The 26,602-nt window shown below is 70.0% G+C and carries 23 protein-coding genes; 21 read left to right on the top strand and 2 right to left on the bottom strand.

Features of this window, described 5'->3' with window-relative positions:
- The first annotated feature begins 4 nt into the window (after positions 1–4).
- The 6 genes from NQU54_RS34730 to NQU54_RS34705 all read left to right on the top strand — a co-directional run bounded on the left by NQU54_RS34730 (position 5) and on the right by NQU54_RS34705 (position 6,860).
- Complete coding sequence (locus NQU54_RS34730) at positions 5–916, top strand: menaquinone biosynthetic enzyme MqnA/MqnD family protein (protein ID WP_372506139.1); 912 nt, start codon at positions 5–7, stop codon at positions 914–916.
- An 80-nt stretch (positions 917–996) separates the two neighbouring features.
- A complete protein-coding gene (locus NQU54_RS34725) occupies positions 997–2,754 on the top strand; it encodes a serine/threonine-protein kinase (RefSeq protein ID WP_257634502.1) in 1,758 nt (585 codons plus the stop codon).
- 106 nt (positions 2,755–2,860) lie between these two features.
- On the top strand, positions 2,861–4,060 hold the full coding sequence (mqnC, locus tag NQU54_RS34720; RefSeq protein WP_257634501.1) for a cyclic dehypoxanthinyl futalosine synthase: 1,200 nt from the start codon (positions 2,861–2,863) through the stop codon (positions 4,058–4,060).
- On the top strand, positions 4,060–4,509 hold the full coding sequence (locus tag NQU54_RS34715) for an imidazolonepropionase-like domain-containing protein (RefSeq protein ID WP_257634500.1): 450 nt from the start codon (positions 4,060–4,062) through the stop codon (positions 4,507–4,509). The genes mqnC and NQU54_RS34715 overlap by 1 nt, the downstream gene beginning before the upstream one ends.
- 117 nt (positions 4,510–4,626) lie before the next feature.
- On the top strand, positions 4,627–5,319 hold the full coding sequence (locus NQU54_RS34710) for a demethylmenaquinone methyltransferase (RefSeq protein WP_069865660.1): 693 nt from the start codon (positions 4,627–4,629) through the stop codon (positions 5,317–5,319).
- Between the two features lie 230 nt (positions 5,320–5,549).
- Positions 5,550–6,860: a geranylgeranyl reductase family protein gene (locus NQU54_RS34705; RefSeq protein ID WP_257634499.1), complete on the top strand. Its 1,311-nt coding sequence runs from the start codon at positions 5,550–5,552 to the stop codon at positions 6,858–6,860.
- A gap of 151 nt (positions 6,861–7,011) precedes the next feature.
- On the opposite strand, the gene NQU54_RS34700 is transcribed toward NQU54_RS34705, so the two are convergent.
- The gene (locus NQU54_RS34700) at positions 7,012–7,794 is read right to left on the bottom strand and encodes a VOC family protein (protein WP_257634498.1); all 783 of its coding nucleotides are present in this window, start codon (positions 7,792–7,794) and stop codon (positions 7,012–7,014) included.
- A gap of 270 nt (positions 7,795–8,064) precedes the next feature.
- On the opposite strand from NQU54_RS34700, the gene NQU54_RS34695 reads away from it, so the two are divergent.
- Positions 8,065–8,484: a CBS domain-containing protein gene (locus tag NQU54_RS34695; RefSeq protein WP_093703864.1), complete on the top strand. Its 420-nt coding sequence runs from the start codon at positions 8,065–8,067 to the stop codon at positions 8,482–8,484.
- A gap of 127 nt (positions 8,485–8,611) precedes the next feature.
- Here NQU54_RS34695 and NQU54_RS34690 read toward each other — a convergent pair whose 3' ends face one another.
- A complete protein-coding gene (locus NQU54_RS34690) occupies positions 8,612–9,436 on the bottom strand; it encodes a C40 family peptidase (protein ID WP_257634497.1) in 825 nt (274 codons plus the stop codon).
- A 688-nt stretch (positions 9,437–10,124) separates the two neighbouring features.
- Between NQU54_RS34690 and NQU54_RS34685 the strand changes: the two genes are divergently transcribed.
- The 14 genes from NQU54_RS34685 (at position 10,125) to nuoN (ending at position 26,343) form a co-directional block, all read left to right on the top strand.
- Positions 10,125–10,484 carry an NADH-quinone oxidoreductase subunit A gene (locus NQU54_RS34685; RefSeq protein WP_069865353.1) on the top strand — a complete coding sequence of 120 codons (360 nt, stop codon included), beginning with the start codon at positions 10,125–10,127 and terminating at the stop codon, positions 10,482–10,484.
- A gap of 33 nt (positions 10,485–10,517) precedes the next feature.
- Positions 10,518–11,072 carry a NuoB/complex I 20 kDa subunit family protein gene (locus NQU54_RS34680; protein ID WP_093463764.1) on the top strand — a complete coding sequence of 185 codons (555 nt, stop codon included), beginning with the start codon at positions 10,518–10,520 and terminating at the stop codon, positions 11,070–11,072.
- 88 nt (positions 11,073–11,160) lie between these two features.
- Entirely contained in the window at positions 11,161–11,901 is a 741-nt protein-coding gene (locus tag NQU54_RS34675; RefSeq protein ID WP_099014524.1) for an NADH-quinone oxidoreductase subunit C, read from the top strand.
- Positions 11,901–13,235: an NADH-quinone oxidoreductase subunit D gene (locus tag NQU54_RS34670; protein ID WP_257634496.1), complete on the top strand. Its 1,335-nt coding sequence runs from the start codon at positions 11,901–11,903 to the stop codon at positions 13,233–13,235. Before NQU54_RS34675 ends, NQU54_RS34670 begins: the two co-directional genes overlap by 1 nt.
- Positions 13,236–13,255: 20 nt before the next feature.
- Positions 13,256–14,065, top strand: a complete 810-nt coding sequence (nuoE, locus tag NQU54_RS34665) for an NADH-quinone oxidoreductase subunit NuoE (RefSeq protein ID WP_257634544.1) — start codon at positions 13,256–13,258, stop codon at positions 14,063–14,065.
- Positions 14,065–15,447, top strand: a complete 1,383-nt coding sequence (gene nuoF / locus NQU54_RS34660; RefSeq protein ID WP_167502695.1) for an NADH-quinone oxidoreductase subunit NuoF — start codon at positions 14,065–14,067, stop codon at positions 15,445–15,447. The genes nuoE and nuoF overlap by 1 nt, the downstream gene beginning before the upstream one ends.
- Entirely contained in the window at positions 15,444–17,933 is a 2,490-nt protein-coding gene (locus tag NQU54_RS34655) for an NADH-quinone oxidoreductase subunit G (RefSeq protein ID WP_257634495.1), read from the top strand. Before nuoF ends, NQU54_RS34655 begins: the two co-directional genes overlap by 4 nt.
- A 26-nt stretch (positions 17,934–17,959) precedes the next feature.
- Complete coding sequence (nuoH, locus tag NQU54_RS34650; protein WP_202542975.1) at positions 17,960–19,285, top strand: NADH-quinone oxidoreductase subunit NuoH; 1,326 nt, start codon at positions 17,960–17,962, stop codon at positions 19,283–19,285.
- Complete coding sequence (gene nuoI / locus NQU54_RS34645; protein WP_093701387.1) at positions 19,278–19,901, top strand: NADH-quinone oxidoreductase subunit NuoI; 624 nt, start codon at positions 19,278–19,280, stop codon at positions 19,899–19,901. The genes nuoH and nuoI overlap by 8 nt, the downstream gene beginning before the upstream one ends.
- Positions 19,898–20,818 carry an NADH-quinone oxidoreductase subunit J gene (locus NQU54_RS34640; RefSeq protein ID WP_257634494.1) on the top strand — a complete coding sequence of 307 codons (921 nt, stop codon included), beginning with the start codon at positions 19,898–19,900 and terminating at the stop codon, positions 20,816–20,818. Before nuoI ends, NQU54_RS34640 begins: the two co-directional genes overlap by 4 nt.
- Entirely contained in the window at positions 20,815–21,114 is a 300-nt protein-coding gene (gene nuoK / locus NQU54_RS34635) for an NADH-quinone oxidoreductase subunit NuoK (protein ID WP_009715954.1), read from the top strand. Before NQU54_RS34640 ends, nuoK begins: the two co-directional genes overlap by 4 nt.
- Positions 21,115–21,130: 16 nt before the next feature.
- Positions 21,131–23,026, top strand: coding sequence for an NADH-quinone oxidoreductase subunit L (gene nuoL / locus NQU54_RS34630; RefSeq protein ID WP_257634493.1), 1,896 nt, complete (start codon positions 21,131–21,133; stop codon positions 23,024–23,026).
- A gap of 3 nt (positions 23,027–23,029) precedes the next feature.
- On the top strand, positions 23,030–24,694 hold the full coding sequence (locus NQU54_RS34625; RefSeq protein ID WP_257634492.1) for an NADH-quinone oxidoreductase subunit M: 1,665 nt from the start codon (positions 23,030–23,032) through the stop codon (positions 24,692–24,694).
- Positions 24,691–26,343, top strand: a complete 1,653-nt coding sequence (gene nuoN / locus NQU54_RS34620; RefSeq protein ID WP_069865331.1) for an NADH-quinone oxidoreductase subunit NuoN — start codon at positions 24,691–24,693, stop codon at positions 26,341–26,343. Before NQU54_RS34625 ends, nuoN begins: the two co-directional genes overlap by 4 nt.
- Positions 26,344–26,602 lie beyond the last annotated feature (259 nt).

Raw genomic sequence — 26,602 nt, 5'->3', positions numbered from 1 at the left:
AGACGTGGACAATTCACCGAGTTCCCCCTCGCGGAGTACACAGGGCGCCTCCGAAAGCAGCAGACCGCCCGTCGGCCATCGGCTCAGCCGGCCGAAAGTGGGGCACATCCAGTACCTCAATTGCATGCCGTTGTACTGGGGCCTCGCCAGGACCGGATCGCTTCTGGATTTCGAGCTCACCAAGGCGTCTCCCGACGCCCTGAACGACCTCCTGGTCCGTGGCGATCTCGACATCGGCCCGATCAGCCTGGTGGAGTATCTGCGCAATGCCGACGATCTCGTCGCACTTCCCGACATCGCGGTGGGCTGCGACGGGCCCGTGATGTCCTGCGTGATCGTCTCGCAGCTGCCGCTGGAGCAGCTGGACGGGGCGCGCGTCGCACTCGGTTCCGCCTCGCGCACTTCCGTACGCCTGGCCCAGCTGCTGCTCGCCGAGCGGTACGGACTCACTCCCGACTACTACACCTGCCCGCCCGACCTCAGCCTGATGATGCAGGAGGCCGAGGCGGCGGTGCTGATCGGAGATGCCGCGCTGCGGGCCAATCTCCATGACGCGCCCCGGCTGGGGCTGCGCGTCCACGACCTCGGACAGATGTGGAAGGAGTGGACCGGGCTCCCCTTCGTCTTCGCGGTGTGGGCGGCCCGCCGTGAGTATCTGGAGCGGGAGCCGGAGATCGTCCGGGGGGTGCACGAGGCGTTTCTGTCCTCGCGGAACCTCTCCCTGGAGGAGGTCGGCAAGGTCGCCGAGCAGGCGGCGCGTTGGGAGCAGCTCGAGGCGTCGGTGCTGGAGCGCTACTTCACCACCCTCGACTTCAGCCTCGGCACGGCGCAGCTGGACGGCATCGCCGAGTTCGCCCGCCGTACGGGGCCGACGACCGGATACCCGGCGGACGTCCATGTCGAGCTGCTGACCTGACCTTTCGGGGGGCACGGGCCTGCGGTAGACGGCCGAACACCGCCTAAGCTGGACCGGCGCACGGAGGGGGAGGCAACGCGATGGAGCCGCTGGGACCGGACGATCCACAGGTCATCGGCGCCTACCGGCTGCTCGGACGGCTCGGTTCGGGCGGTATGGGCCGGGTCTTCGTGGGGCGCAGCGCGGGCGGGCGCACGATCGCGGTGAAGGTTGTGCACGCCCATTTCGCGCTGGACGAGGAATTCCGCGCCCGCTTCCGGCGCGAGGTCGACGCCGCGCGCCGGGTCGGCGGCGCCTTCACCGCACCGGTTCTGGACGCCGACCCGGAGGCGCGCATTCCGTGGGTGGCCACCGGCTATGTGGCGGGCCCTCCGCTCAACCAGGCGGTGTCCGACGAGGGGCCGCTGCCCGAGCCGTCGGTGCGGGCTCTGGGCGCGGGGCTCGCCGAGGCGCTGGCCGCGGTGCACGCCCTCGGCCTGGTCCACCGCGACGTCAAACCGTCCAATGTGCTGCTGGCGCTCGACGGTCCGCGTCTGATCGACTTCGGCATCGCCCGGGCCACCGAGGGCACGGTGTCGCTGACTTCGACCGGCGCCTCCATCGGCTCGCCCGGCTATATGGCGCCCGAGCAGATCCTGGGCGAGGGCGTCGAGGGCGCGGCCGATGTCTTCTCCCTGGGCGCGGTGCTGGCGTACGCGGCGACCGGCGAACCGCCGTTCCCGGGCGACACCTCGGCCGCGCTGCTCTACAAGGTGGTGCACGACGAGCCCCGGTTCGGCCCCGAGCTGACCGGAGAGCTGCGCGATCTGGTGGCCGCGTGCCTCGCCAAGAACCCGGCCGACCGCCCCACCCCCGAGCAGATCGTGCGGCGGCTCGCCCCGGAGGACGGCGCCTCGGGGCTCGCACGGCCGGGCTGGCTGCCGGGGGCGGTGGTCGAGCGGGTGAGCCGGCAGGTGGTGGAGCTGCTCGACCTGGAGGCGGAGGCCGTGGCCCCGCCGTCCGCGGCGGAACCCTCCGATGCCGGGCCGCCGGCCACGGAGCCGCCCGCCTTGCCCTTCGGCGCCGGGCCGCGCGCCGAGGACCGTCCGACCCCGCCGCCTTCCTTGGCCCCGACCCCGCCGCCCGCCCCGGCCTCGGCCCCGCCCGTGCTGGGCGCCTTCGGCCCGCCCGACCCGTCGTACGTCGGCGGGCCGCCCGCGAAGGACCGGCCCGTCGGCCATCCGCTCCCCTCCCCGTCGTCGCCGGAGCCGGGCGGCCGAAGTGTCTCGCTCTCGGCCGCCGTCGGCGGTAAGAAGCGTCCCAGGGCGCTGAGCTGCACGCTGGTGCTGTCCGTCGCGGGCGCGCTGGCCGTGGCGACGACGGCTGCCGTGCTCTTCAATGTGCTGCCCGGCGACTCCGGCGACAGCAAGGACCAGAGCGCCGGGAAGCCCCACCCGTCCGCCACGGAACAGAACCCGGGAGACGGAGACGCCGGTTCCGGAAGCGGCGCCGTGCCCAAGCCGTTCCTCGGCACCTGGCAGGGCGATCTGACCTCCGACTCCGGCATTCCGGTGGGCACGCTCACCATCACTTTCCGGCAGGGGCGCACCGGGCAGGACGTGGCCAGCGGCCGGGTCAAGCTGTCGGTGCTGCGCTGCGACAGCACCTGGAAGCTGGTCTCGGCGGCCCCTAAGGAGCTCCACCTCGACGCGCGTCTCAAGGGCTCCGAGCCCCAGCAGGGGTGCAGCGACGCCTCGACGGACGAGCAGTTCACCCTCACTTCCGACGGGACGCTCAGCTACCAGGCGAAGGACAAGGCGGCGGGCGACCCCACGGGCACTTTGCGCAAGCTCAAGTGAGCGTGGAGGGCGGGTACGGATGTGCCCGACACGTACTCGTACAGGCGTACAGGCCGTGGCGTACTCTGGCCCGGTCCATCCATAAACCTCCGAAAGGTACGCCCCGGTGACCGCAAACGCAGAGGTGCAGGCAATCCTCGACCGCGCCGCCGACGGGGGTCGGATCACCCCACAAGAGGCGCTCGACCTTTACCGCTCGGCTCCGCTGCACGCGCTGGGGGCCGCGGCCGACGCGGTCCGGCGCCGTTGCTACGCGGGCGCCGAGCACATCGCGACGTACATCATCGAACGGAACATCAACTACACCAACGTCTGCGTGACGGCGTGCAAGTTCTGCGCCTTCTACGCCCCGCCGAAGGACACGGCGAAGGGCTGGACCCGCGATCTCGACGACATCCTGCGGCGCTGCGCGGAGACCGTCGAGCTGGGCGGCACGCAGATCATGTTCCAGGGCGGCCACCACCCGGACTACGGCGTGGAGTACTACGAGAAGCACTTCTCGGCGATCAAGAAGGCGTTTCCGCAGCTGGTGATCCACTCGCTGGGGGCGTCCGAGGTCGAGCACATGGCGCGGATCTCGGGCGTCCCGGCCGAGGAGGCCATCCGCCGTATCCACGCGGCGGGTCTCGACTCCTTCGCGGGCGCGGGCGCCGAGCTGCTGCCCGAGCGGCCGCGCAAGGCCATCGCGCCGCTGAAGGAGTCCGGTGAGCGCTGGCTGGAGATCATGGAGATCGCCCATAACCTCGGCGTGGAGTCCACCACCACCATGCTGATGGGCACCGGCGAGACCAACGCCGAGCGGATCGAGCACCTCCGCATGATCCGCGATGTGCAGGACCGTACCGGCGGCTTCCGCGCCTTCATCCCGTACACCTACCAGCCCGAGAACAACCATCTGAAGGGCCGTACGCAGGCGACCGTCTTCGAGTACCTGCGGATGATCGCCATCGCCCGGCTGTTCCTCGACAACGTGGCCCATATCCAGGGTTCCTGGCTGACCGTCGGCAAGGAGGCCGGTCAGCTGGCCCTGCACTACGGGGCGGACGACCTCGGCTCGGTGATGCTGGAGGAGAACGTGGTCTCCTCGGCGGGCGCCCGCCACCGCTCCAACCGGATGGAGCTGCTCCACCTCATCCGCGCCGCCGGCCGGGTCCCCGCGCAGCGCGCGACGACGTACGAGCACCTGCTGGTGCACGACGACCCGGCGAACGACCCGGTCGACGACCACGTCGTCTCGCATCTGTCCTCCACCGCGATCGACGGGGGCACGGCCCACCCCGAGCTGACGGTGATCCAGGCGTCCTGATGCTCACGCTCCACGCGGCGCCCGTCGTCCGGCGCACCCCCGGCGACGCGGCGCCGCTGCACGACGCCGCCGTCGCGGTCGACGGCGACCGCATCGCGGCCATCGGCCCCCTGGAGGAGCTGCGGCGGACCTATCCGCGGGCCCGGGTGCGGGAGTGGCCCGGGGAGCTCGGCCCGGCCCTCGTCCACGAGGGCCCGGTGCCGGACGCGCCCAGCCCGCGGGAGCGGATCCACGCCCTGCTGCGGCGGGGCGCGACCGCCGTCCTCACGCGCCACCTCGACGACGCCGAGTTGCGCGCGGCCGCCCACCGGGGCGGCATCGCCGTCCTGGACCGGCCGCGGCCGCCCGCCCTCGCCCCGGCAGGCCGCGCGGACCTGGCCGTTTTCGACGCGGACGGCGAGTGCCTGGCCACGGTGGTGGCGGGGCGGCTGGTGCACCGGCGCCGCTGAGGGACCGGCGGTCGAGGCACTGGCCAACGAGGCACCGGCACGGCTCGGGCCCCGCGCCGCCGCGGCGCGGCGGGCCCCGTGCGGGGGCCCGGGGCGACGAGGTGAACAATGGGGGGCGTGAGCCGAGCATCCCTGGACAAGCAGCCGCATGAAGTCGCCGCCATGTTCGACGGCGTGGCGGCCAAATACGACCTCACCAACGATGTGCTGTCGCTCGGGCTGACCCGGCTGTGGCGCAAGGAGGTCGCCCGGGCCGTGGCCGCGCGCCCCGGCGAGCGGGTGCTCGACCTCGCGGCCGGTACGGGGACGTCCTCGCTGCCCTTCCTGGCGGCGGGCGCGTACGTGGTGCCGTGCGACTTCTCGCTCGGGATGCTCCGCGAGGGCAAGCGGCGCCATCCGCGGCTGCCGCTGACGGCGGGCGACGCCACCCGGCTGCCCTTCGCGGACGGGGTCTTCGACGCCGTCACGATCTCCTTCGGGCTGCGCAACGTCCAGGACACGCAGGGGGCGCTGCGCGAGATGCTGCGGGTGACCCGGCCCGGCGGACGCATCGTCATCTGCGAGTTCAGCCACCCCACATGGGAGCCGTTCCGCACGGTCTACACCGAGTATCTGATGCGCGCGCTGCCGCCGATCGCGACGTCGGTCAGCAGCAACCCGGACGCGTATGTCTACCTCGCCGAGTCCATCCGCGCCTGGCCGGACCAGCCCGGTCTCGCCGCCCGGCTGCGGTCGGCCGGCTGGGAGCGCCCGGCCTGGCGCGATCTCACCAGCGGTGTGGTGGCCCTCCACCGGGCGTACAAGCCGTAGGACGGCCGGTGCCGGTACGGGCCGTAGGGCACCCGGCACGAGCAGTGAGGGGCGGGCCGTGCCGATCGTAAGGCGGCCGTGCGAACCGTAAGGCGGCCATGGGCGGTTCTCCGGGCGGGCCGCGGGGGACGGCCCTTCGCGAGTGCCCGGGTCCCGGCCCCATAGACTCTGCACATGTCCAGTGACCGGTGCGACCGGCACGCCGTTACCGAGGCTTGGGGAGACCCCGCGTGAGCGAGACCGCACCCACTGAGAGCGCGTCCTCCGGGATCTCGGAGCGCAGCGCCGATGTGATCGTCGTCGGCGCCGGGCCGGCCGGCTCCACCACCGCGTACTACCTCGCCAAGGCGGGGCTGGATGTGCTGCTGCTGGAGAAGACGGCCTTTCCGCGCGAGAAGGTGTGCGGTGACGGACTGACTCCGCGCGCCACCAAGCAGCTCGTGTCCATGGGCATCGACATCTCCGAGGAGGCGGGCTGGCTGCGCAACCGCGGCCTGCGGATCATCGCCGGCGGAGTGCGGCTACAGCTCGACTGGCCGGATCTGGCCGCGTACCCCGACTACGGCCTGGTCCGTAAGCGCGACGACTTCGACGAGCAGCTGGCGCGGCAGGCGCAGAAGGCCGGGGCGCGGCTGTACGAGCGCTGCAATGTGGGCGCGCCGATCATCGACGAGCGCACCGGCCGGATCACCGGGGTCGAGGCGAAGCTGGGTGAGGAGCGGACGCCCGTCACCTTCCACGCGCCCCTGGTGGTCGCCGCCGACGGCAACTCCACCCGCCTCTCGCTCGCCATGGGGCTGCACCGGCGCGAGGACCGCCCGATGGGCGTGGCCGTGCGGACGTACTTCACCTCGCCCCGCCATGACGACGACTACCTGGAGTCCTGGCTGGAGTTGTGGGACCGGCGCGGCGCGGAGGACCGGCTGCTGCCCGGCTACGGCTGGGTCTTCGGCATGGGCGACGGTACGAGCAATGTGGGCCTGGGCGTCCTCAACACCTCGTCCTCCTTCAAGGAGCTCGACTGGCGCGAGGTCCTCAAGGCGTGGTGCGCCTCGATGCCGGAGGACTGGGGCTACACCCCGGAGAACATGACCGGCCCGATCCGCGGCGCCGCCCTCCCGATGGCCTTCAACCGGCAGCCGCACTACACCCGCGGGCTGCTGCTCGTCGGGGACGCGGGCGGCATGGTCAACCCGTTCAACGGCGAGGGCATCGCCTACGCGATGGAATCCGGGCAGATCGCCGCGGACGTGATCGTCCAGGCCCATGCCCGCGCCACCGCCCCCCAGCGCGAACTGGCCCTCCAGCGCTACCCGAAGGTCCTCAAGGACACCTACGGCGGCTACTACACGCTGGGCCGGGCGTTCGTGAAGCTGATCGGCAATCCGGCGGTCATGAAGCTGGCGGCGCAGCGCGGGCTGACGCATCCGATGCTGATGCGGTTCACCCTCAAGCTGCTGGCGAATCTGACGGATCCGACCGGCGGCGACGCGATGGACCGCATCATCAACGGCCTGACAAAGGTGACCCCGCGCGCCTGACGGCCGCCGTAAGGGGCCTCGGCTCGACCTAAGGGCGGCCGGCGCCCCGAAGGGGCGCGGGGAACTGCGCGACCAGCCACAACGGCGCCGCAGCCGACCGACAACGCATCGCGGCACAGACGTATCGCGGCACGGCCAGCGAGCGCAGCGCTTACGCGCCCGGGCCGCCGCTCGCTATGACGCCGAACGGCGCCCGGACCGCATCCGTCAGCCAGGCCATCCGGCCGATCCCCTCGGCCGACATGGCCGGCATCAGCACCGAGCCGCCCAGGTCCTGCCCCTTGGCCACCACCGCGTCGCAGTCCGCCACCTCGAAGTACGGCAGCCACTGCGGCGGCGTCGAATGCCCCTCCTGGAGCTGGGCGACGCCGCCGAAGGAGCCCTCCCGGCCTGCGCCGGAGGTCATCAGCGTCGTGTACGTCCCGCCGGGGAAGGGCATCTCCTCGGCGTCCCAGCCGAAGACCTTGCGGTAGAAGGCCAGGTCCGTGGCGGGGTCGGGGGAGTGCAGCTCGGTCCAGCACAGGGTGCCCGGGTCGTTGACCGCGTCCAGCCCCGCCGTCCTGCCGGGCTGCCAGACGGCGAAGCGGGCCCCGCCGGGGTCGGTGAACTGGGCCATCCGCCCTTCCTCGAAGACGTCGAACGGGGCGAGCCGCACCGTGCCGCCCGCCTGGTCCACGGTCCGGGCGGTCGCCTCGGCGTCACGGGTGTGGAAGTACGGCGTCCAGGCGGGCCGTGCGCCCTCCTCGGTGAGCGGCCCGACGGCCGCGACGGTCCTGCGGTCCAGGGTGAAGAAGCCGTACCCGCCCGCTTCGGGGCCGGCCGACTCGAAGTGCCAGCCCATCAGGGAGCCGTAGAAGGCCACGGCCGCTTCGGTGTCGGAGGCGCCAAGATCGAGCCAGTTGGGGGCGCCGGGGACGTAATCGGTGGTGAGCATGGGCGCTCCTTCGACGGTCGGGCGCGAAGGCGCACGGAGTCCTGCCGGAGATTGCCTCGTTCTGCAATTGCCTGCTTCTGTGCGGGAATGCCTCGTTACTCAGTCTGGCACCGGGCACCGACAGCCGCCGCCGGGCTCGACATGACGTCGCCGTGGGGTGGTGGTGACAATGAAGGCGGGGGGCGCCGTGCGCGCCAGCCGCGGCGACGCCGGATCGATGGGGCTCACGGGGCCGGATCCACCGCCGGTGGGCCTGATAGGAGGTACACCATGACGAAGGCAGCGGACATCATGCACCCGGGCGCGCAGTGGGTGTCGGAGCACGAGACGGTACTGCGCGCCTCCCAGCTGATGCGGGATCTGGGCGTGGGGGCCCTGCCGGTCAGCGACGCCAATGAGCGGCTGTGCGGCATCGTCACCGACCGGGACATCGTCGTCGGATGCATCGCGGAGAGCGCCGACCCGTCCGGGACACCCGTCGGGGCGCTCACCAAGGGCACCCCGCGCTGGATTCCCGCGGAGGCCGATGTCAGTGACGTCCTGCGGGAGATGGAGGAGCACAAGATCCGCAGGCTGCCGGTGATCGACCAGAACAAGCGGCTGGTCGGAATGATCTCCGAGGCGGATCTGGCCCATCACCTCAGCGACGACCTCCTCGGCGAGTTCCTGGAGAAGGTCTACGCACAGTAAGGACGTGAGGCCGCCGTCCACGGCGGAACGGCGGCCCTCACGCCTACAAGGACGCACAAGGGGCCTGACAGGGGACGCGCGAGCCTTACAGGGCGCGTGAGCGCCTTACGGATCGCGCGAACGCGCCTTACAGGACGCGCACGGCCCCGGTGGGCATGTCGTAGTCCAGCGGGCGCTCGACGATCCCGGTGCTCGGGTTCTGGGCGCCGATGAACTTGCCGCCACCGACGTAGACGCCGACGTGGTAGGCGCTGCCGGCGCTGCCCCAGTAGAGCAGGTCGCCCGGCTGGAGGGAGTCCAGCGAGACCGGGGTGCCGGTGGTGGACTGGTCCTGGGAGACCCGCGGCAGGCTCACGCCGATCTGCTTGAAGGCGGCCTGGGTCAGCCCGGAGCAGTCGTAGGAGGACGGACCGCTGGAGCCGAGCACATACGCCTTGCCCAGCTGCGCCTTCAGGAAGCTGATCAGCGTCGCGGCATTGCCGGTGGCGTTGCTGACGCCGGCGGTGGAGAGCGTGGTGCGCTCGGCCGAGCGCGACGCCTTCGCAGCCTGGGCCTTGGCCTCGGCCGCGCGCTTGGCGGCCGCCTTACGGGCCGCCTCCCGGGCTTCCTGGGCTTCCTTCGCCTTGCGGTCGGCCTCCGCCTTGGCCTTCTTGGCGGCGGTCTTCGCGTGGGCGGCCGCCTGGTCCTGCTGCGCCTGGAGCTCGTAGTCCGACGCGGCCTGCTGTGTGGCGTCGGCGGTCTGGGCGGCCGTGCTCGCCAGCGTGGCGCTGACGGTCGGCATCTCCAGGGTGGACTCGGCGGGAGCGGCGTTGGACTCGGTGGCGGAGGCGGGCACCGCGGCACCGGCCACCGCGAGGGTGAGGAAGCCACCGGTCACCCCTGCGCGGAGAGCACGCGTCGACGCGGCTTGGCGGGGCTTCCGGTGGCTGGGTATGTGTGCGACTGGGGACATAGGTCACTGGCTACCAGGGCCCTAAGGCCCAGATCAACAAAAGTGGGGTGCGCCACATTTGGCGTGCACACGTCCAAAAACCGGGCCAAATGATCTTCCTGGGCCATCCGGCCGCCATGCCCGAATTTCTCGATCATGTCTCTACGCACGGCATTTGAGGGCCATGCGGTGACTGTGGGCGGCCTACCATCGATGCGGCCCGCGTACAAAGGGTTCCCGTGAAATCTAGATCCACAACCCGTCCGGGCGTGGGATACCTCACTCGCCCCGAGCCGCTCGTGAACGCGTGCGCGAGCCGGTGATCAATTGGCACCCGGGACCAAGGTCACTCATGGGCATGGCGGACTCTTATCAGCTGACACCGCCATAGCAAATTTGCATGTATGTACCATGTCTTGGTAGGCGCGCAATGCGCTCACCTGTGATGACGTCTTCGAATGTCACTTCTCGTGGTCGTTCGGATGCTTCATGTACAAGATCACCGCTCATCCGACTTCATGATCCTTCGTCAGGTGGTGGAGATCACAAAGACGTTGTCGTACCCCGTGTCGCAGATCACAGACCGACGGGCATAAGATGCAGGCGAAACGGCTTGTGAACTGCCTCACATGTGCGCGATCTTCGTGGGGCGGCGGCATGTCCGTGCGGTCCGCCAAGCAGTCATCGTCGACTGAAGGGAGCGAGGACGGTGAACGCATACGCGCCCATCCTCGTACTGGGAGCCCTCGGGGCTGGTTTTGCGATCTTCTCGGTTCTGATGGCCGCGATCATCGGCCCCAGGCGCTACAACCGGGCCAAGCTCGAAGCCTATGAGTGCGGCATCGAGCCGACTCCGCATCCGGCCGGCGGTGGGCGCTTCCCCATCAAGTACTACCTGACGGCGATGCTCTTCATCGTCTTCGACATCGAGATCGTCTTCCTCTACCCCTGGGCGGTCACCTTCGACGCCCTCGGCCTGTTCGGGCTCGTGGAGATGCTCCTCTTCGTGCTCACCGTCTTCGTCGCCTATGCGTACGTATGGCGGCGCGGTGGCCTGGAGTGGGACTAAAAGGGGCTCTAGAGGAGATAGGGGAAACATCGCATGGGTATCGAAGAGAAGCTCCCGAGTGGGTTCTTGCTCACCACCGTGGAACAGGCCGCCGGGCTGGCCCGTAAGTCCTCCGTCTTTCCGGCCACCTTCGGGCTGGCCTGCTGCGCCATCGAAATGATGACCACCGGCGCGGGGCGCTACGACCTCGCGCGCTTCGGCATGGAGGTCTTCCGCGGCTCGCCCCGCCAGGCCGATCTGATGATCGTTGCCGGGCGCGTCAGCCAGAAGATGGCCCCGGTGCTGCGCCAGGTCTACGACCAGATGCCGAACCCGAAGTGGGTCATCTCCATGGGCGTCTGCGCATCCTCCGGAGGGATGTTCAACAACTACGCGATCGTGCAGGGCGTCGATCACATCGTCCCGGTCGACATCTATCTGCCCGGCTGTCCGCCGCGACCCGAGATGCTCATGGACTCGATCCTCAAGCTGCATCAGAAGATCCGCGAGGAGAAGCTCGGCGTCAATCGCGAGCGCGCGGCCCGTGAGGCGGAGGAGGCGGCGCTGAAGGCGTTGCCGATGATCGAGATGAAGGGGCTGCTCCGGTGAGCGACGCACATGAGGCCGCCGGGCCGCAGACAGCGACGAAGGCCGCACCTCTGCGCCTCGTGGGCGGAGAAGCGAGCGGAGGTACGCAGTGAGTGATAACGGGGCCAACGGGGTCAACCCCGACAAGGACCTCAATGCCGAGAACCTCCCCGGCCGCCGCGGCGACCAGGGCGAGCCCATCCGCGTCCAGCGCGGGATGTTCGGCGCCAACAACGGCGGCGACACCACCGGCTACGGCGGTCTGGTGCGCCCCGTACGGCTGCCCGGCCAGGCCACCCGGCCGTACGGGGGCTGGTTCGACGAGGTCGCCGACGAACTCGAGGGCGCGCTCGAGGAGCAGTCGCTGCTCCCGGAGAACGCGATCGAGAAGACCGTCGTGGACCGCGGTGAGCTGACCTTCCACATCGCCCGCGAGCACCTGCCGCGGGTCGCCCGGACCCTGCGCGACGACCCGGCGCTCCGCTTCGAGCTGTGCACCGGCGTCAGCGGTGTGCACTTCCCCGGCGACAAGGGCCGTGAGCTGCACGCCGTCTACCATCTGCGGTCGATCACCCATGGCCGGGTGCTCCGGCTGGAGGTGAGCGCTCCGGATGACGACCCGCACATCCCGTCGATCGTCGATGTCTATCCGACCAACGACTGGCATGAGCGCGAGACCTACGACTTCTTCGGCCTGATCTTCGACGGTCATCCCGCGCTGACGCGGATCATGATGCCCGACGACTGGCAGGGCTTCCCGCAACGCAAGGACTACCCGCTCGGCGGCATCCCCGTCGAGTACAAGGGCGCCCAGATCCCGGCTCCGGACCAGCGGAGGTCGTACAGCTGATGACTGCCCCCCACGCAACGCCCTCGGCGTCCGCGCGCGAGACGACCGAAGGCACCGTCTACACCGTCACCGGCGGCGACTGGGACGAGGTCGTGGCCGCCGCGGCGAAGGCCGACGACGAGCGGATCATCGTCAACATGGGTCCGCAGCACCCCTCCACCCACGGGGTGCTCCGGCTGATCCTGGAGATCGACGGCGAGACGGTCACCGAGGCCCGCTGCGGAATCGGCTATCTGCACACCGGAATCGAGAAGAACCTCGAATTCCGGAACTGGACGCAGGGCACCACCTTCGTGACGCGCATGGACTATCTGACGCCGTTCTACAACGAGGCGGCGTACTGCCTGGGCGTCGAGAAGCTGCTCGGCATCGAGGACCAGGTCCCGGACCGGGCCTCGGTGATCCGGGTGCTGCTGATGGAGCTCAACCGGCTCTCCTCGCATCTGGTGGCCATCGCCACCGGCGGTATGGAGCTCGGCGCGACCACCATCATGATCTACGGCTTCCGCGACCGCGAGCTGATCCTGGACATCTTCGAGCTGATCACCGGCCTGCGGATGAACCACGCGTACATCCGGCCCGGCGGGCTCGCCCAGGATCTGCCGCCCGGGGCGGTCGACCAGATCCGGGCCGTGCTCAAGACCATGCGCAAGAACCTGCCCGAGTACGACAAGCTGGCCACCGGGAACCCGATCTTCAAGGCCCGGCTCCAGGACGTGGGCTACCTCGACCTCGCCGGCTGTATGGCGCTCGGTGTGACCGGCCCGATACTGCGGGCCACCGGGCTGCCGCACGATCTGCGCAAAACCGATCCGTACTGCGGCTATGACACCTATGACTTCGAGGTGCCGACCGCCGACACCTGCGATGCCTACGGCCGCTTCCTGATCCGGCTGGAGGAGATGCGCCAGTCGCTGCGGATCGTCGAGCAGTGCCTGGAGCGGCTGGAGCCGGGTCCGGTGATGGTCGCGGACAAGAAGATCGCCTGGCCCGCGCAGCTCGCGCTCGGCCCGGACGGCCTCGGCAACTCCCTGGATCACATCAAGAACATCATGGGCACCTCGATGGAGGCCCTGATCCACCACTTCAAGCTGGTGACCGAGGGATTCCGGGTCCCGCCGGGACAGGCGTACACGGCGATCGAGTCGCCCAAGGGTGAACTGGGCGCCCATGTGGTCAGCGACGGCGGCACCCGCCCGTATCGCGTCCACTTCCGCGACCCGTCCTTCACCAATCTGCAAGCCGTGGCGGCGATGTGCGAGGGCGGTCAGGTCGCCGATGTGATCGTCGCTGTCGCGTCCATCGACCCCGTGATGGGAGGAGTGGACCGGTGAGTGCCGAAGTGCAGCTGGGGATGCCGGAGCTGCCGGCGTCCGACTACCCGGCCGAGGTGCGCACCCGGCTCGAGGAGGACGCCCGGGAGGTGATCGCCCGCTACCCGGACAGCCGCAGCGCGCTGCTGCCGCTGCTGCATCTGGTGCAGTCCGAGGAGGGCCATGTCACCCGCACCGGCATGCGGTTCTGCGCCGAGATGCTGGGCCTGACCACCGCCGAGGTCACCGCCGTCGCCACCTTCTACACGATGTACCGGCGCAAGCCCTCCGGCGACTACCAGGTGGGGGTGTGCACCAACACCCTGTGCGCGGTGATGGGCGGCGACGCGATCTTCGAGGAGCTCCAGAGCCATCTGGGGGTGGGCAACGGGGAGACCACCGAGGACGGCAAGGTCACCCTGGAGCACATCGAGTGCAACGCGGCCTGCGACTTCGCACCCGTGGTGATGGTCAACTGGGAGTTCTTCGACAACCAGACCGTCGAGTCCGCCAAGCGGCTGGTCGACGAGTTGCGGGCGGGCCGGACCGTCGAGCCGACCCGGGGCGCGCCGCTGTGCACCTACAAGGAGACCGCCCGCATCCTGGCCGGCTTCCCCGACGCCCGTCCGGGCGCCGTCGAGGCCGGTGGCTCCGCGGGGCCCGCCTCGCTGGTCGGGCTGCGGCTGGCCAAGGGGGAGGCCGCGCCTGGCCGGGTCGTCTCGCCGAGGTCCGCGGACGCCCCGCAGGACGAGGCGCCGCCGACGCATCCCAGCTCGCATGACGCGCCGCAGCGGACCTCCGCCTCCGATCCGCATCACCCGGCCGGTCCGGTCGCCGAGGAGGGGGAGTGATGACCGTGACAACCGAGATCAATGGGCACAGCCCCGAGAAGCTGCTGGCACCCGTGCTCTCCGCGTTCTGGGACCAGCCCAACTCCTGGGCCCTGCGCACCTATCTGCGGCACGAGGGCTACGAGGGGAGCGCCAAGGCCCTCGCCATGGACCCCGACGCGGTGATCGCGCTGGTGAAGGACGCGGGTCTGCGCGGACGCGGCGGCGCCGGCTTCCCCACCGGAATGAAGTGGCAGTTCATTCCGCAGGGCGATGGCAAACCGCACTATCTCGTCGTCAACGCCGATGAGTCGGAACCGGGCACCTGCAAGGACATCCCCCTTCTCTACGCCAATCCGCACGCCCTCATCGAGGGCATGGTCATCGCCTGTCACGCCATCCGCTCCGAACACGCCTTCATCTATCTGCGCGGCGAGGTCGTCCCCGTGCTGAGGCGGCTGCACGAGGCCGTTCGCGAGGCGTACGAGGCGGGCTACCTCGGCACGGCGGAACGGCGACGGCAGAAGCTGGGGGTGGATGGACTTCCGGGTCTCGACATCACCGTGCACGCCGGCGCCGGCGCGTACATCTGCGGTGAAGAGACGGCGCTGCTGGACTCGTTGGAGGGACGCCGTGGCCAGCCCCGGCTGCGGCCTCCCTTCCCCGCGGTCGCCGGTCTGTACGCGTGCCCCACTGTTGTCAACAACGTCGAGTCCATCGCCTCTGTTCCCGCGATCCTCAACAAGGGCAAGGAATGGTTCCGATCGATGGGCAGCGAGAAGTCACCGGGCTTCACGCTCTACTCGCTGTCCGGCCATGTGACCAACCCCGGACAGTACGAGGGCCCGCTCGGGATCACCCTGCGCCAGCTGCTCGAGATGAGCGGCGGGATGCGCCCCGGCCACCGGCTGAAGTTCTGGACCCCGGGCGGCTCGTCCACCCCGCTGCTCACCGATGAGCACCTCGACGTCCCGCTGGACTACGAGGGCGTGGGAGCGGCCGGGTCGATGCTGGGCACCAAGGCGCTCCAGTGCTTCGACGAGACCACCTGCGTGGTGCGGGCCGTGACCCGCTGGACCGAGTTCTACGCGCATGAGTCCTGCGGCAAGTGCACACCCTGCCGCGAGGGCACGTACTGGCTGGTCCAGCTGTTGCGCGACATCGAAGCCGGCAAGGGGCGCATGGACGACCTCGACAAGCTGGCGGACATCGCCGACAACATCAACGGCAAGTCCTTCTGCGCCCTCGGCGACGGGGCGGCCAGCCCCATCGTCTCCTCGCTCAAGTACTTCCGAGAGGAGTACGAGCAGCACATCACCGGCGGAGGCTGTCCGTTCGACCCGGCCAAATCCACCGCCTGGGCCGACGAGCCGCGCTCCACTCACCTGGGGGTGAACGCATGACCGTGACCACCAACGCACCCTCGTCGGGCGGGGAGGCGGCGGTGCCGCGAGAAGATCTGGTCTCCGTCACCATCGACGGGATCGAGATCTCCGTCCCCAAGGGGACGCTGGTCATCCGCGCCGCCGAACTGCTCGGCATCGAGATCCCGCGGTTCTGCGACCATCCGCTCCTCGACCCGGTCGGCGCCTGCCGCCAGTGCATCGTCGAGGTGGAGGGCCAGCGCAAGCCGATGGCCTCCTGCACCATCACCTGCACCGACGGGATGGTGGTCAGGACGCAGCTCACCTCGCCGGTGGCCGAGAAGGCACAGCGCGGGGTGATGGAGCTGCTGCTGATCAACCACCCGCTGGACTGCCCGGTCTGCGACAAGGGCGGTGAGTGCCCGCTCCAGAACCAGGCGATGAGCGCGGGCTCGGCGGAGAGCCGCTTCGAGGGCCATAAGCGCACCTTCCCCAAGCCGGTCCCGATCTCGGCCCAGGTGCTGCTGGACCGCGAGCGCTGTGTGCTGTGCGCGCGCTGCACCCGCTTCTCCAACCAGATCGCGGGCGACCCGATGATCGAGCTGCTGGAGCGGGGCGCGCTCCAGCAGGTGGGCACCGGTGAGGGCGACCCGTTCGAGTCGTACTTCTCCGGCAACACCATCCAGATCTGCCCGGTGGGCGCCCTGACCTCGGCGGCGTACCGCTTCCGCTCCCGCCCCTTCGACCTGGTCTCCTCGCCGAGCGTGTGCGAGCACTGCGCGGGCGGCTGCGCGACCCGGACCGACCACCGGCGCGGCAAGGTCATGCGGCGGATGGCCGCGGACGACCCCGAGGTCAACGAGGAGTGGATCTGCGACAAGGGCCGCTTCGGCTTCCGCTACGCACAGCTCCCGGAGCGGCTCAGCACCCCGCTGGTGCGCGACCGCGAGTCCGGGAAGCTGGAGCCGGCGAGCTGGCCCGAGGCGCTGGACGCGGCGGCCGAGGGGCTCGGGATGGCGCGCGGCCGCACCGGAGTGCTCACCGGCGGCCGGCTGACCGTCGAGGACGCCTACGCCTACGCGAAGTTCGCACGGCTGGTCCTGGACACCAACGACATCGACTTCCGGGCCCGTACGCACAGCGATGAGGAGGCCGACTTCCTGGCCACCCATATCGCGGGCCGGGGCCGTGACCTGGACGGCGGCGGACTCACCTACTCCACGCTGGAGAAGGCCCCGGCCGTGCTGCTGGTCGGCTTCGAGTCCGAGGAGGAGTCGCCCGGCGTCTTCCTGCGGCTGCGCAAGGCGCACCGCAAGCACGGACAGCGCACCTTCTCGCTGGCCACCCACGAGACCCGCGGCCTCCGTAAGGCGGGCGGCACGCTGCTGCCGGCCGCTCCCGGCACCGAGACCGAGTGGCTGGACGCCATCGCGGGCCGCACCGGTCTGGACGAGAGCGGGGAGCGGGCCGCCGAGGCGCTGCGCGAAGAGGGCGCGGTGATCATCGTGGGCGAGCGGCTGGCGTCCGTGGCCGGTGGCCTGACCGCCGCCGTACGGGCCGCCGCCGCCACCGGGGCCACGCTCGCCTGGATCCCGCGCCGGGCGGGGGAGCGGGGCGCGATCGAGGCGGGGGCGCTGCCCGGACTGCTGCCCGGCGGCCGCCCAGCCCACGACCCGCGGGCCCGCGAGGAGGTCTCCTCCGTCTGGGGCACTGCCGACCTTCCGCACCAGGTGGGCCGGGACACCGGCCAGATCATCGAGGCCGCGGCGGCCGGCGGGCTCGGCGCGCTGCTGGTCGCGGGCGTCGAGGTCGCCGATCTGCCCGATCCGGCGCGGGCGCTTGAGGCCCTGGACGCGGTGGACTTCGTGGTCAGCCTGGAGCAGCGGCCCTCGGAGGTCACCGAGCGGGCCGATGTGGTGCTGCCGGTCGCGGCGGTCGTCGAGAAGTCCGGCACCTTCCTCAACTGGGAGGGACGGGCCCGACCGTTCGAGGCGGCGCTCAAGCCCGACCAGATGACCCGCCGTCATACGCTTCCGGACGCCCGGGTGCTGCACATGCTGGCCGACGCGCTGGAGACCCCCCTGGACCTGCCGGACGTCGGGGCCGTACGCGCCGAGATGACCCGGCTGGGCACCTGGCAGGGCCCGCGCGCCACGGCCTCGCTGGAGACGGGCGGTCCGCTGCCCCGGCCGGCCGAGGGCGAGGCGGTGCTCGCCGGCCATCGGCTGCTGCTCGACCAGGGCCGGCTCCAGGACGGCGATCCGGCCCTGGCGGGGACCCGCCACGCGGCCGTGGCCCGGCTGTCGGCCGCCACGGCGGACGAGGCGGGGGTCGAGGACGGCCGGCTCGTCCGGGTCACCGGCCCGGCCGGCTCCGTCCAACTGCCGCTGAGCATCACCCCGATGCCCGACCGGGTGGTCTGGCTGCCGCTGGCCTCCGTCGGCGGCGGGGTCCACCGCGATCTGGGCGCCCGCCCCGGCGATGTCGTCACGATCACTGCCCCCGCGACGGAGGTGACCCAGTGAGGATTCTCGCCGCAGAGGACCTGTCGATGTTCGGCCGCGATCCATGGTGGCTGATCGTGATCAAGGCCGTCTTCTGCTTCGCGTTCCTGATGGTGACGGTGCTGATCTCCATCGTCATGGAGCGCAAGGTGGTCGGCTGGATGCAACTGCGCGTCGGGCCCAACCGCCACGGACCCTGGGGCATGCTCCAGTCCCTCGCGGACGGCGTGAAGCTGATGCTCAAGGAGGACGTGGTCGTCAAGGGCGCGGACAAGGTGGTCTACGTCCTGGCGCCGATCGTGGCGGCCATCCCCGCCTTCATGGCGGTCGCGGTGATGCCGTTCGGCCCGGCCGGCGGTGAGGTCTCGATCTTCGGGCACCGCACCGCGATGCAGCTGACCGATCTGCCGATCGCCGTCCTCTACATCCTCGCCACCGCCTCGGTCGGCATCTACGGCATCGTGCTGGCGGGCTGGTCCTCCGGATCGACCTATCCGCTCCTGGGCGGCCTGCGCTCCTGCGCCCAGATGATCAGCTACGAGATCGCGATGGGGCTCTCCTTTGCCGCGGTCTTCCTCTACTCCGGGTCGATGTCGACCTCGCAGATCGTGGAATCGCAGCACGACCGCTGGTACGCGGTGCTGTTGCCGGTCTCGTTCCTCATCTACATCGTCTCGATGATCGGTGAGACCAACCGGGCGCCGTTCGACATGCCGGAGTCCGAGGGCGACCTGGTCGGCGGCTTCAACACCGAGTACTCCTCGATCAAGTTCGCGATGTTCATGCTCGCCGAGTACATCAACATGGTCACCGTCTCGATGGTCGCCGTCACCCTCTTCCTCGGGGGCTGGCGGGCGCCCTGGCCGATCAGCACCTTCTGGGAGGGTGCCAACCACGGCTGGTGGCCGATGCTGTGGTTCGTCGGCAAGGTCGTGACATCGCTGTTCGTCTTCATCTGGGTGCGCGGCACGCTTCCGCGGGTCCGCTACGACCAGTTCATGAAGCTGGGCTGGAAGGTGCTCATCCCGATCTCGATGGTCTGGCTGATGCTGGTCGCCACCGTCCGGGCGCTGCGCAACGAGAACTACGACTACCAGGACATCGTGCTGTACGTGGGCAGTGCGGTGATCGCGCTGCTGCTGCTGTCCTTCGTGGTCGACTTCTTCCGCGACCGTGCCGTGAAGGCCGAGGCCGGAGCGGAACCGGAACCGGAGCCCGCCTTCGATCCGATGGCGGGAGGTTTCCCGGTGCCGCCGCTGCCCGGACAGACCTTGCCGCCCGTCCCCCGCCGACGTCCGCACGCCGAGCGCGAGCTGATTGTCAGTGGTGGACCCGACACTGTCAGTGACGGAAAGGAGGCCGACGGTGTCTGACTTCCAGAATCCGGTGGCCGGCTTCGGCGTGACCTTCAAGGCCATGTTCAAGAAGCGGCTCACCGAGCAGTACCCGGAGGAGAAGAAGCCCACCGCGCCCCGCTTCCACGGACGCCACCAGCTCAACCGGCACCCGGACGGGCTGGAGAAGTGCATCGGCTGCGAGCTGTGCGCCTGGGCCTGCCCCGCCGACGCGATCTATGTGGAGGGCGCGGACAACACCGACGAGGAGCGCTACTCCCCGGGCGAGCGCTACGGCCGCGTCTACCAGATCAACTATCTGCGCTGCATCCTGTGCGGTCTGTGCGTCGAGGCGTGCCCCACCCGGGCACTGACCATGACCAATGAGTACGAACTCGCCGACCGCAGCCGCGAATCGCTCATCTACACCAAGGAGGAGCTGCTCGCGGGCCTCGAGGACGGGATGGTCGACTCCCCGCACGCCATCTACCCCGGCACCGATGAGCAGGACTACTACCGGGGTCTGGTGACCGAGGCCGCGCCCGGCACCACCCGGCAGGTCGCGGTCAGCAAGGGCGAGACCCTCTCCGACCAGGCCGCGGGGAACGAGGAGTCGCAGGAGTCGCCGGAGCGGCAGCGGGGGGTGCAGGCATGAGCGGCGGTCTGGCCGCGGCGGCCTCCACCACCTCCACCGGTGAGGCCCTCCAGTTCTGGGTGCTCGGCACGATCGCCGTGCTCGGCGCGCTGTGCACGATCCTGATGCGCAAGGCCGTGCACAGCGCCCTGTCCCTGGCCGGCACCATGATCATCCTGGCGATCTTCTACCTCGCCAACGGCGCGTACTTCCTGGGCATCGTCCAGATCGTCGTCTACACCGGCGCGATCATGATGCTCTTCCTCTTCGTGGTGATGCTGGTCGGTGTCACCGCCGCCGACTCCCTCAAGGAGACCCTGAAGGGGCAGCGCTGGCTCGCCGCCCTCTGCGGGATCGGCTTCGGCATCCTGCTGTGCGCCGGGATCGGCAATGCCTCGCTGAAGTCGTGGAACGGCCTGGGCCAGGCCAACTCCGGTGGCAATGTGGAGGGCCTGGCGGCTCTGATCTTCACCAAGTACGTCTTCGCCTTCGAGATCACCGGCGCGCTGCTGATCACCGCGGCGGTCGGTGCGATGGTGCTGACCCACCGCGAGCGCACCGAGCGGGCCCGCACCCAGCGTGAGCAGTCCGAGGAGCGGGTGCGCATCGGCCGGAACGTCCCGCCGCTGCCCGCCCCGGGTGTGTACGCGCGGCACAACGCGGTGGACATCCCCGGTCTGCTCCCCGACGGCACCCCGTCCGAGCTCACGGTCAACGCGACGCTGCGCGGCCGCGGCCAGATCCGGGACGTCTCCCGTGAATCGCTGGCCGAACTGGCGGCGCTGGAGCAGCGCTCGAAGCGCTGGCTGGGCCGGAAGACCGACGAGACCGCGGCGTCCGGGGGCGACGCGGAGACGGAGAACGGCGAGAACACCGCGAACGGCGAGAACGGCGAGAACGCGGGCAGCGCCCGGAATTCGAGGGGAGCCGCCAAGTGAATCCGGTCAACTACCTCTACCTGGCCGCCCTGTTGTTCACCATTGGTGCGGCCGGCGTCGTCATCAGGCGGAACGCGATCGTTCTCTTCATGTGCGTCGAGTTGATGCTGAACGCGTGCAACCTCGCGTTCGTGACCTTCTCCCGGCTGCACGGGAACCTCGACGGCCAGATCATCGCCTTCTTCACGATGGTCGTCGCCGCGGCGGAGGTCGTGGTCGGTCTCGCGATCATCGTGACCGTCTTCCGCTCCCGCCACTCGGCCTCGGTCGACGACGCCAGCCTGATGAAGCTCTAGAAGGGGTCGCGTTCAAGTGGAGAACCTCATCGGATTGCTTGTCGCGGCGCCCCTGCTCGGCGCCGCCCTGCTGCTGTGCGGGGGGCGGCGGCTGGACGGCAAGGGTCACTACATCGGCACGGCGCTCGCCGCGGCCTCCTTCGTGATCGGCGCGGTGCTCTTCGCCGACATGCTCGGCCGCGGCGAGCACGACCGGGCCCTGCACAGCAAGGTCTTCAGCTGGATCCCGGTGGGCGGCTTCCGCGCGGACGTCGCCTTCCAGCTCGATCAGCTGTCCATGACCTTCGTCCTGCTGATCACGGGTGTGGGCACACTGATCCACATCTACTCGATCGGCTATATGGAGCACGACGAGCGCCGCCGCCGCTTCTTCGGCTATCTCAATCTCTTCCTCGCGGCCATGCTGCTGCTCGTCCTCGCCGACAACTACCTGCTGCTGTACGTCGGCTGGGAGGGCGTGGGCCTCGCCTCGTACCTGCTCATCGGCTTCTGGCAGCACAAGCCCAGCGCGGCCACGGCGGCGAAGAAGGCGTTCATCGTCAACCGCGTCGGCGATGTGGGCCTGTCGATCGCGATCATGCTGATGTTCACGACATTCGGGACCTTCACCTTCGCCCCGGTGCTGACCGACGTGGATAACGCGAGCGAGGGCAAGCTCACCGCGATCGGGCTGATGCTGCTGCTCGCCGCCTGTGGCAAGTCGGCCCAGGTGCCGCTCCAGTCCTGGCTCGGGGACGCGATGGAGGGCCCGACTCCGGTCTCGGCCCTGATCCACGCGGCGACCATGGTGACCGCGGGCGTGTATCTGATCACCCGCTCCGGCGCCATCTTCGAGAGCGCCCCGGACGCCCAGACCGCGGTGGTCACGGTCGGCGCGGTCACGCTCCTCTTCGGTGCGATCGTCGGTTGTGCCAAGGACGACATCAAGAAGGCCCTGGCCGGGTCCACCATGTCGCAGATCGGCTACATGATCCTGGCCGCCGGGCTCGGCCCGATCGGCTATGTCTTCGCGATCATGCACCTGGTGACCCACGGCTTCTTCAAGGCCGGGCTCTTCCTCGGGGCCGGATCGGTCATGCACGGCATGAACGACGAGGTCGATATGCGCAAGTACGGCGGCCTGCGGAAGTACATGCCGGTCACCTTCGTCACCTTCGGGCTCGGCTATCTCGCGATCATCGGCTTCCCCGGGCTGTCCGGCTTCTGGTCCAAGGACAAGATCATCGAGGCGGCCTTCGCCAAGGGCGGCACCGAGGGCTGGATCCTCGGCGGCGCGGCCCTGCTGGGCGCGGCCATCACCGCGTACTACATGACGCGGGTGATGCTGCTGACCTTCTTCGGCGAGAAGCGCTGGGTGCCGGACGAGGCGGGCAATGAGCCGCATCCGCATGAGTCGCCCTCGTCCATGACCATCCCCATGATCGTTCTGGCCGTGGGATCGGTCTTCGCGGGCGGGCTGTTCAGTCTGAACGACTCGTTCCTGAAGTGGCTGGAGCCGGTCACCGGCCACAGCCACGGCGACTCCCCGCTCAGCGCGGCGACGGTCACGGCCGGGACGATGGTGGTGCTGGTGATCGGTGTCGCGCTCGCCTGGGCGCAGTACGGACGCCGTCCCGTGCCGAGGACCGCCCCCCGCGGGTCGCTGCTCACCCGGGCCGCCCGGCGCGATCTGCTCCAGGACGACTTCAACCATGTCGCGCTCGTCAAACCCGGCCAGTATCTGACCCGAGGTCTGGTCTATGTCGACCACAAGCTGGTCGACGGGGTGGTCAACGGCACCGCGGCCGGAGTCGGCGGACTCTCCGGCCGGCTGCGGAAGCTCCAGAACGGCTACGCCCGTACGTACGCGGTCTCGATGTTCGGCGGTGCGGCGGTGCTCATCGCCGCGACCCTGCTGATGAGGGCGGTCTGAGTCATGTCATTTCCCCTGCTGACGGCCACGGCCGTGGTGCCCGCCCTCGGCGCGGTGGCCACCGCCGCCGTGCCCGCCGCCCAGCGCGCCGCCGCCAAATGGGTGGCGCTGGGCTTCTCCCTGGTCACGCTCGCCCTCGCGGCGATCGTGCTGGTCCGCTTCGATCCCGGCGGCGCCCGCTTCCAGCTCACCGAGTCCCATGCCTGGATCAAGGACTTCGGCGTCCGCTACGAACTGGGCGTGGACGGGATCGCGGTCGCGTTGCTCGCGCTCACCGCCGTGCTCATCCCCTTCATCATCCTGGCGGGCTGGCATGACGCCGATCCGCTGGAAGGCGCCCGCCCCAACCGCCGCTGGCGACCCACCCAGGGCTTCTTCGCGCTGATCCTGATGGTCGAGGCGATGGTGGTGATCTCCTTCGAGGCCACCGACGTCTTCCTCTTCTACATCTTCTTCGAGGCCATGCTGATCCCGATGTACTTCCTCATCGGGGGCTTCGGGGACCGGGCCGGAGGCCGCTCCGAGGAGGAGACGGCCACTCAGCGCTCCTACGCCGCGGTGAAGTTCCTGCTCTACAACCTGGCGGGCGGGCTGATCATGCTGGCCGCGGTGGTCGGTCTGTACGCGGTCACCGCCGATCAACTCGGCACCGGCACCTTCTCGCTCCAGGAGATCGTCCAGGCGCGGGCGAACGGCCATCTGAACATGGCCTCCAGCACCGAGCGGCTGCTCTTCCTCGGCTTCTTCTTCGCCTTCGCGGTGAAGGCGCCGCTGTGGCCGCTGCACACCTGGCTGCCCAACGCGATGGGGGAGTCCACCGCCCCGGTCGCGGTGCTGATCACCGCGGTCGTCGACAAGGTCGGCACCTTCGCGATGCTCCGCTTCTGCCTCCAACTCTTCCCGGAGGCCAGCAAGTGGGCCACTCCGGCGATCATGATCCTGGCGCTCATCAGCATCATCTACGGCGCACTGCTGGCGATCGGCCAGCGGGACATCAAGCGGCTGATCGCCTACGCCTCGATCTCCCACTTCGGCTTCATCATCCTGGGCATCTTCGCGATGACCACCCAGGGCCAGGGCGGCGCCACCCTCTACATGGTCAACCACGGTGTCTCCACGGCCGCGCTGATGCTGGTGGCCGGGTTCCTGATCACCCGGCGCGGTTCGCGGCTCATCGAGGACTACGGCGGTGTGCAGAAGGTCGCCCCGGTGCTCGCCGGCACCTTCCTGATCGGCGGTCTCGCCACCCTCTCGCTGCCCGGGCTCGCGCCGTTCATCAGCGAATTCCTGGTCCTGGTCGGCACGTTCAGCCGCTACCCGGTGTTCGGCGTGATCGCGACCGTCGGAATAGTGCTGGCCGCGCTCTACGTGCTGATCCTCTACCAACGCACCATGACCGGTCCGGTGAAGGCCGAGGTGCGGTCCATGCCCGATCTGCGGGTGCGTGAGCTGGTCGTCGTGGCCCCGCTCATCGCCCTGCTGATCTTCCTCGGCGTCTACCCGAAGCCGCTGGCCAACATCGTCAACCCGGCGGTCGACCACACGCTGTCCGTGGTGGACAAGAAGGATCCCAGGCCCGAGCACCCCGTCACCGACGCGGGCTGGTTCAGCTACAGCCCCAAGTCCGAGGGTGCTTCCCACGACGGTGCTTCCGGAGGTGCCAAGTGACCAACGCGGCCACTGTCCACAGCCTGTGGACAACAGCGGCGGCGGCGCCCGAAAAGATCCCGTCGCCCCATATCGAGTACGGCCAGCTGTCGCCCACGCTGATCGTGCTCGGCGCCGCGATCGTCGGCGTCCTGATCGAGGCGCTCCTGCCGCGCCGCCAGCGGTACGTGGCGCAGGTGTTCGTCTCCGTGGTCGCCCTGGCCGCGGCCTTCGCCGCGGTGATCGGCCTCGCCGCCGGTGACTACGGCACCAGCAAGGCCCGCGTCGCGGCCATGGGCGCGATCGCGGTCGACGGACCGGCGCTCTTCCTCCAGGGGACCATTCTCCTGGTGGCGCTGGTGGCGGTGTTCACCTTTGCCGAGCGGCGGCTGGATCCGGTGGTGCACGGCAACCGCGTCGACTCCTTCGCCGCGCAGGCCGCCGCCGTGCCCGGCGGCGACGCCGAGAAGGCCGCCGTCAAGGCGGGCTTCACCACCACCGAGGTCTTTCCGCTGGTCCTCTTCGCGGTCGGCGGCATGCTGGTCTTCCCGTCCGCCAACGATCTGCTGACGCTCTTCGTGGCGCTGGAGGTCTTCTCCCTGCCGCTGTACGTGCTGTGCGCGCTCGCCCGGCGCCACCGTGCGCTGTCGCAGGAGGCCGCCGTCAAGTACTTCCTGCTGGGCGCCTTCTCCTCGGCGTTCCTGCTCTTCGGCATCGCCCTGCTGTACGGCTACGCGGGCACGGTCACCTACTCCGGGATCGCGGACGTCGTCGACGGCCAGGTCAGGAACGTCACCCCGGCGCTCGCCGGGACCATGGGCAATGACGCGCTGCTACTGATCGGCGGGGCGATGGTGCTGATGGGGCTGCTGTTCAAGATCGGCGCCGTGCCGTTCCACATGTGGACCCCGGACGTCTATCAGGGCGCGCCGACCCCGGTGACCGGCTTCATGGCGGCGGCCACCAAGGTCGCGGCCTTCGGCGCGCTGCTGCGGCTGCTGTATGTCGTGCTGCCGGGGCTGCGCTGGGACTGGCGGCCGGTGATGTGGGGCGTCGCCATCGTCACCATGCTGGGCGGTGCGATCGTGGCCGTCACCCAGACCGATGTGAAGCGGCTGCTGGCGTACTCGTCGATCGCCCACGCCGGGTTCATCCTGGCCGGTGTCATCGCCACCACGCCCGAGGGCATCTCCTCCGTCCTCTTCTACCTCGCCGCCTACTCCTTCGTGACCCTCGGCGCCTTCGCGGTGGTCACCCTGGTGCGGGACGCGGGCGGCGAGGCCACCCATCTGTCCAAGTGGGCCGGGCTCGGCCGCCGTTCGCCCCTGGTGGCCGCGGTCTTCGCGGTCTTCCTGCTGGCCTTCGCCGGTATCCCGCTGACCAGCGGCTTCGCCGGGAAGTTCGCCGTGTTCAAGGCGGCGGCCGACGGCGGGGCGGGTGCGCTGGTGGTGATCGGTGTGATCTCCTCGGCGGTCGCCGCGTTCTTCTACATCCGGGTCATCGTGCTGATGTTCTTCAGCGAGCCGCGCACGGACGGCCCGTCCGTGGCGGTGCCGAGCCCGCTGACCTCGTCGGCCATCGCCATCGGCGTGGCGGTCACGCTGGTCCTGGGCGTCGCCCCGCAGTACTTCCTGGACCTGGCCAGCCAGGCGGGGGTCTTCGTCCGCTAGCCATTCCCCGACCCCGCCCCTTCCCGAATTCAGAGGGCTCGCCCCCTGACCCCCGGCCGGGCACGGACACCACGACGGTGCCGTGCCCGGCCGGAGTCTTGCCTCCCGCGGTAGCCGTCCCCGCGCCGCCCCTCCTCGAATCCACCCCCCCCCCCCCCCCCCCCCACCCCCCCCCCCCCCCCCCCCCCCCCCCCCCCCCCCCCCCCCCCCCCCGCCCCCCCCCCCCCCCCCCCCCCCCCCCCCCCCCCCCCCCCCCTCC

It is taken from the genome of Streptomyces malaysiensis subsp. samsunensis (assembly GCF_024519315.1).
GTDB lineage: Bacteria > Actinomycetota > Actinomycetes > Streptomycetales > Streptomycetaceae > Streptomyces > Streptomyces malaysiensis.
Note: the sequence above shows the minus strand (reverse complement) of the source record. Positions and strands in the feature narration are given on the sequence as shown.

Coding starts and splice junctions, on each gene's coding strand:
- NQU54_RS34725 (WP_257634502.1), top strand. CDS start 997: ATGGAGCCGCTGGGACCGGACGATCCACAGGTCATCGGCGCCTACCGG.
- NQU54_RS34715 (WP_257634500.1), top strand. CDS start 4,060: ATGCTCACGCTCCACGCGGCGCCCGTCGTCCGGCGCACCCCCGGCGAC.
- NQU54_RS34700 (WP_257634498.1), bottom strand. CDS start 7,794: ATGCTCACCACCGATTACGTCCCCGGCGCCCCCAACTGGCTCGATCTT.
- NQU54_RS34695 (WP_093703864.1), top strand. CDS start 8,065: ATGACGAAGGCAGCGGACATCATGCACCCGGGCGCGCAGTGGGTGTCG.
- NQU54_RS34690 (WP_257634497.1), bottom strand. CDS start 9,436: ATGTCCCCAGTCGCACACATACCCAGCCACCGGAAGCCCCGCCAAGCC.
- NQU54_RS34680 (WP_093463764.1), top strand. CDS start 10,518: ATGGGTATCGAAGAGAAGCTCCCGAGTGGGTTCTTGCTCACCACCGTG.
- NQU54_RS34670 (WP_257634496.1), top strand. CDS start 11,901: ATGACTGCCCCCCACGCAACGCCCTCGGCGTCCGCGCGCGAGACGACC.
- nuoE (WP_257634544.1), top strand. CDS start 13,256: ATGCCGGAGCTGCCGGCGTCCGACTACCCGGCCGAGGTGCGCACCCGG.
- nuoF (WP_167502695.1), top strand. CDS start 14,065: ATGACCGTGACAACCGAGATCAATGGGCACAGCCCCGAGAAGCTGCTG.
- NQU54_RS34655 (WP_257634495.1), top strand. CDS start 15,444: ATGACCGTGACCACCAACGCACCCTCGTCGGGCGGGGAGGCGGCGGTG.
- nuoH (WP_202542975.1), top strand. CDS start 17,960: ATGTTCGGCCGCGATCCATGGTGGCTGATCGTGATCAAGGCCGTCTTC.
- NQU54_RS34640 (WP_257634494.1), top strand. CDS start 19,898: ATGAGCGGCGGTCTGGCCGCGGCGGCCTCCACCACCTCCACCGGTGAG.
- NQU54_RS34625 (WP_257634492.1), top strand. CDS start 23,030: ATGTCATTTCCCCTGCTGACGGCCACGGCCGTGGTGCCCGCCCTCGGC.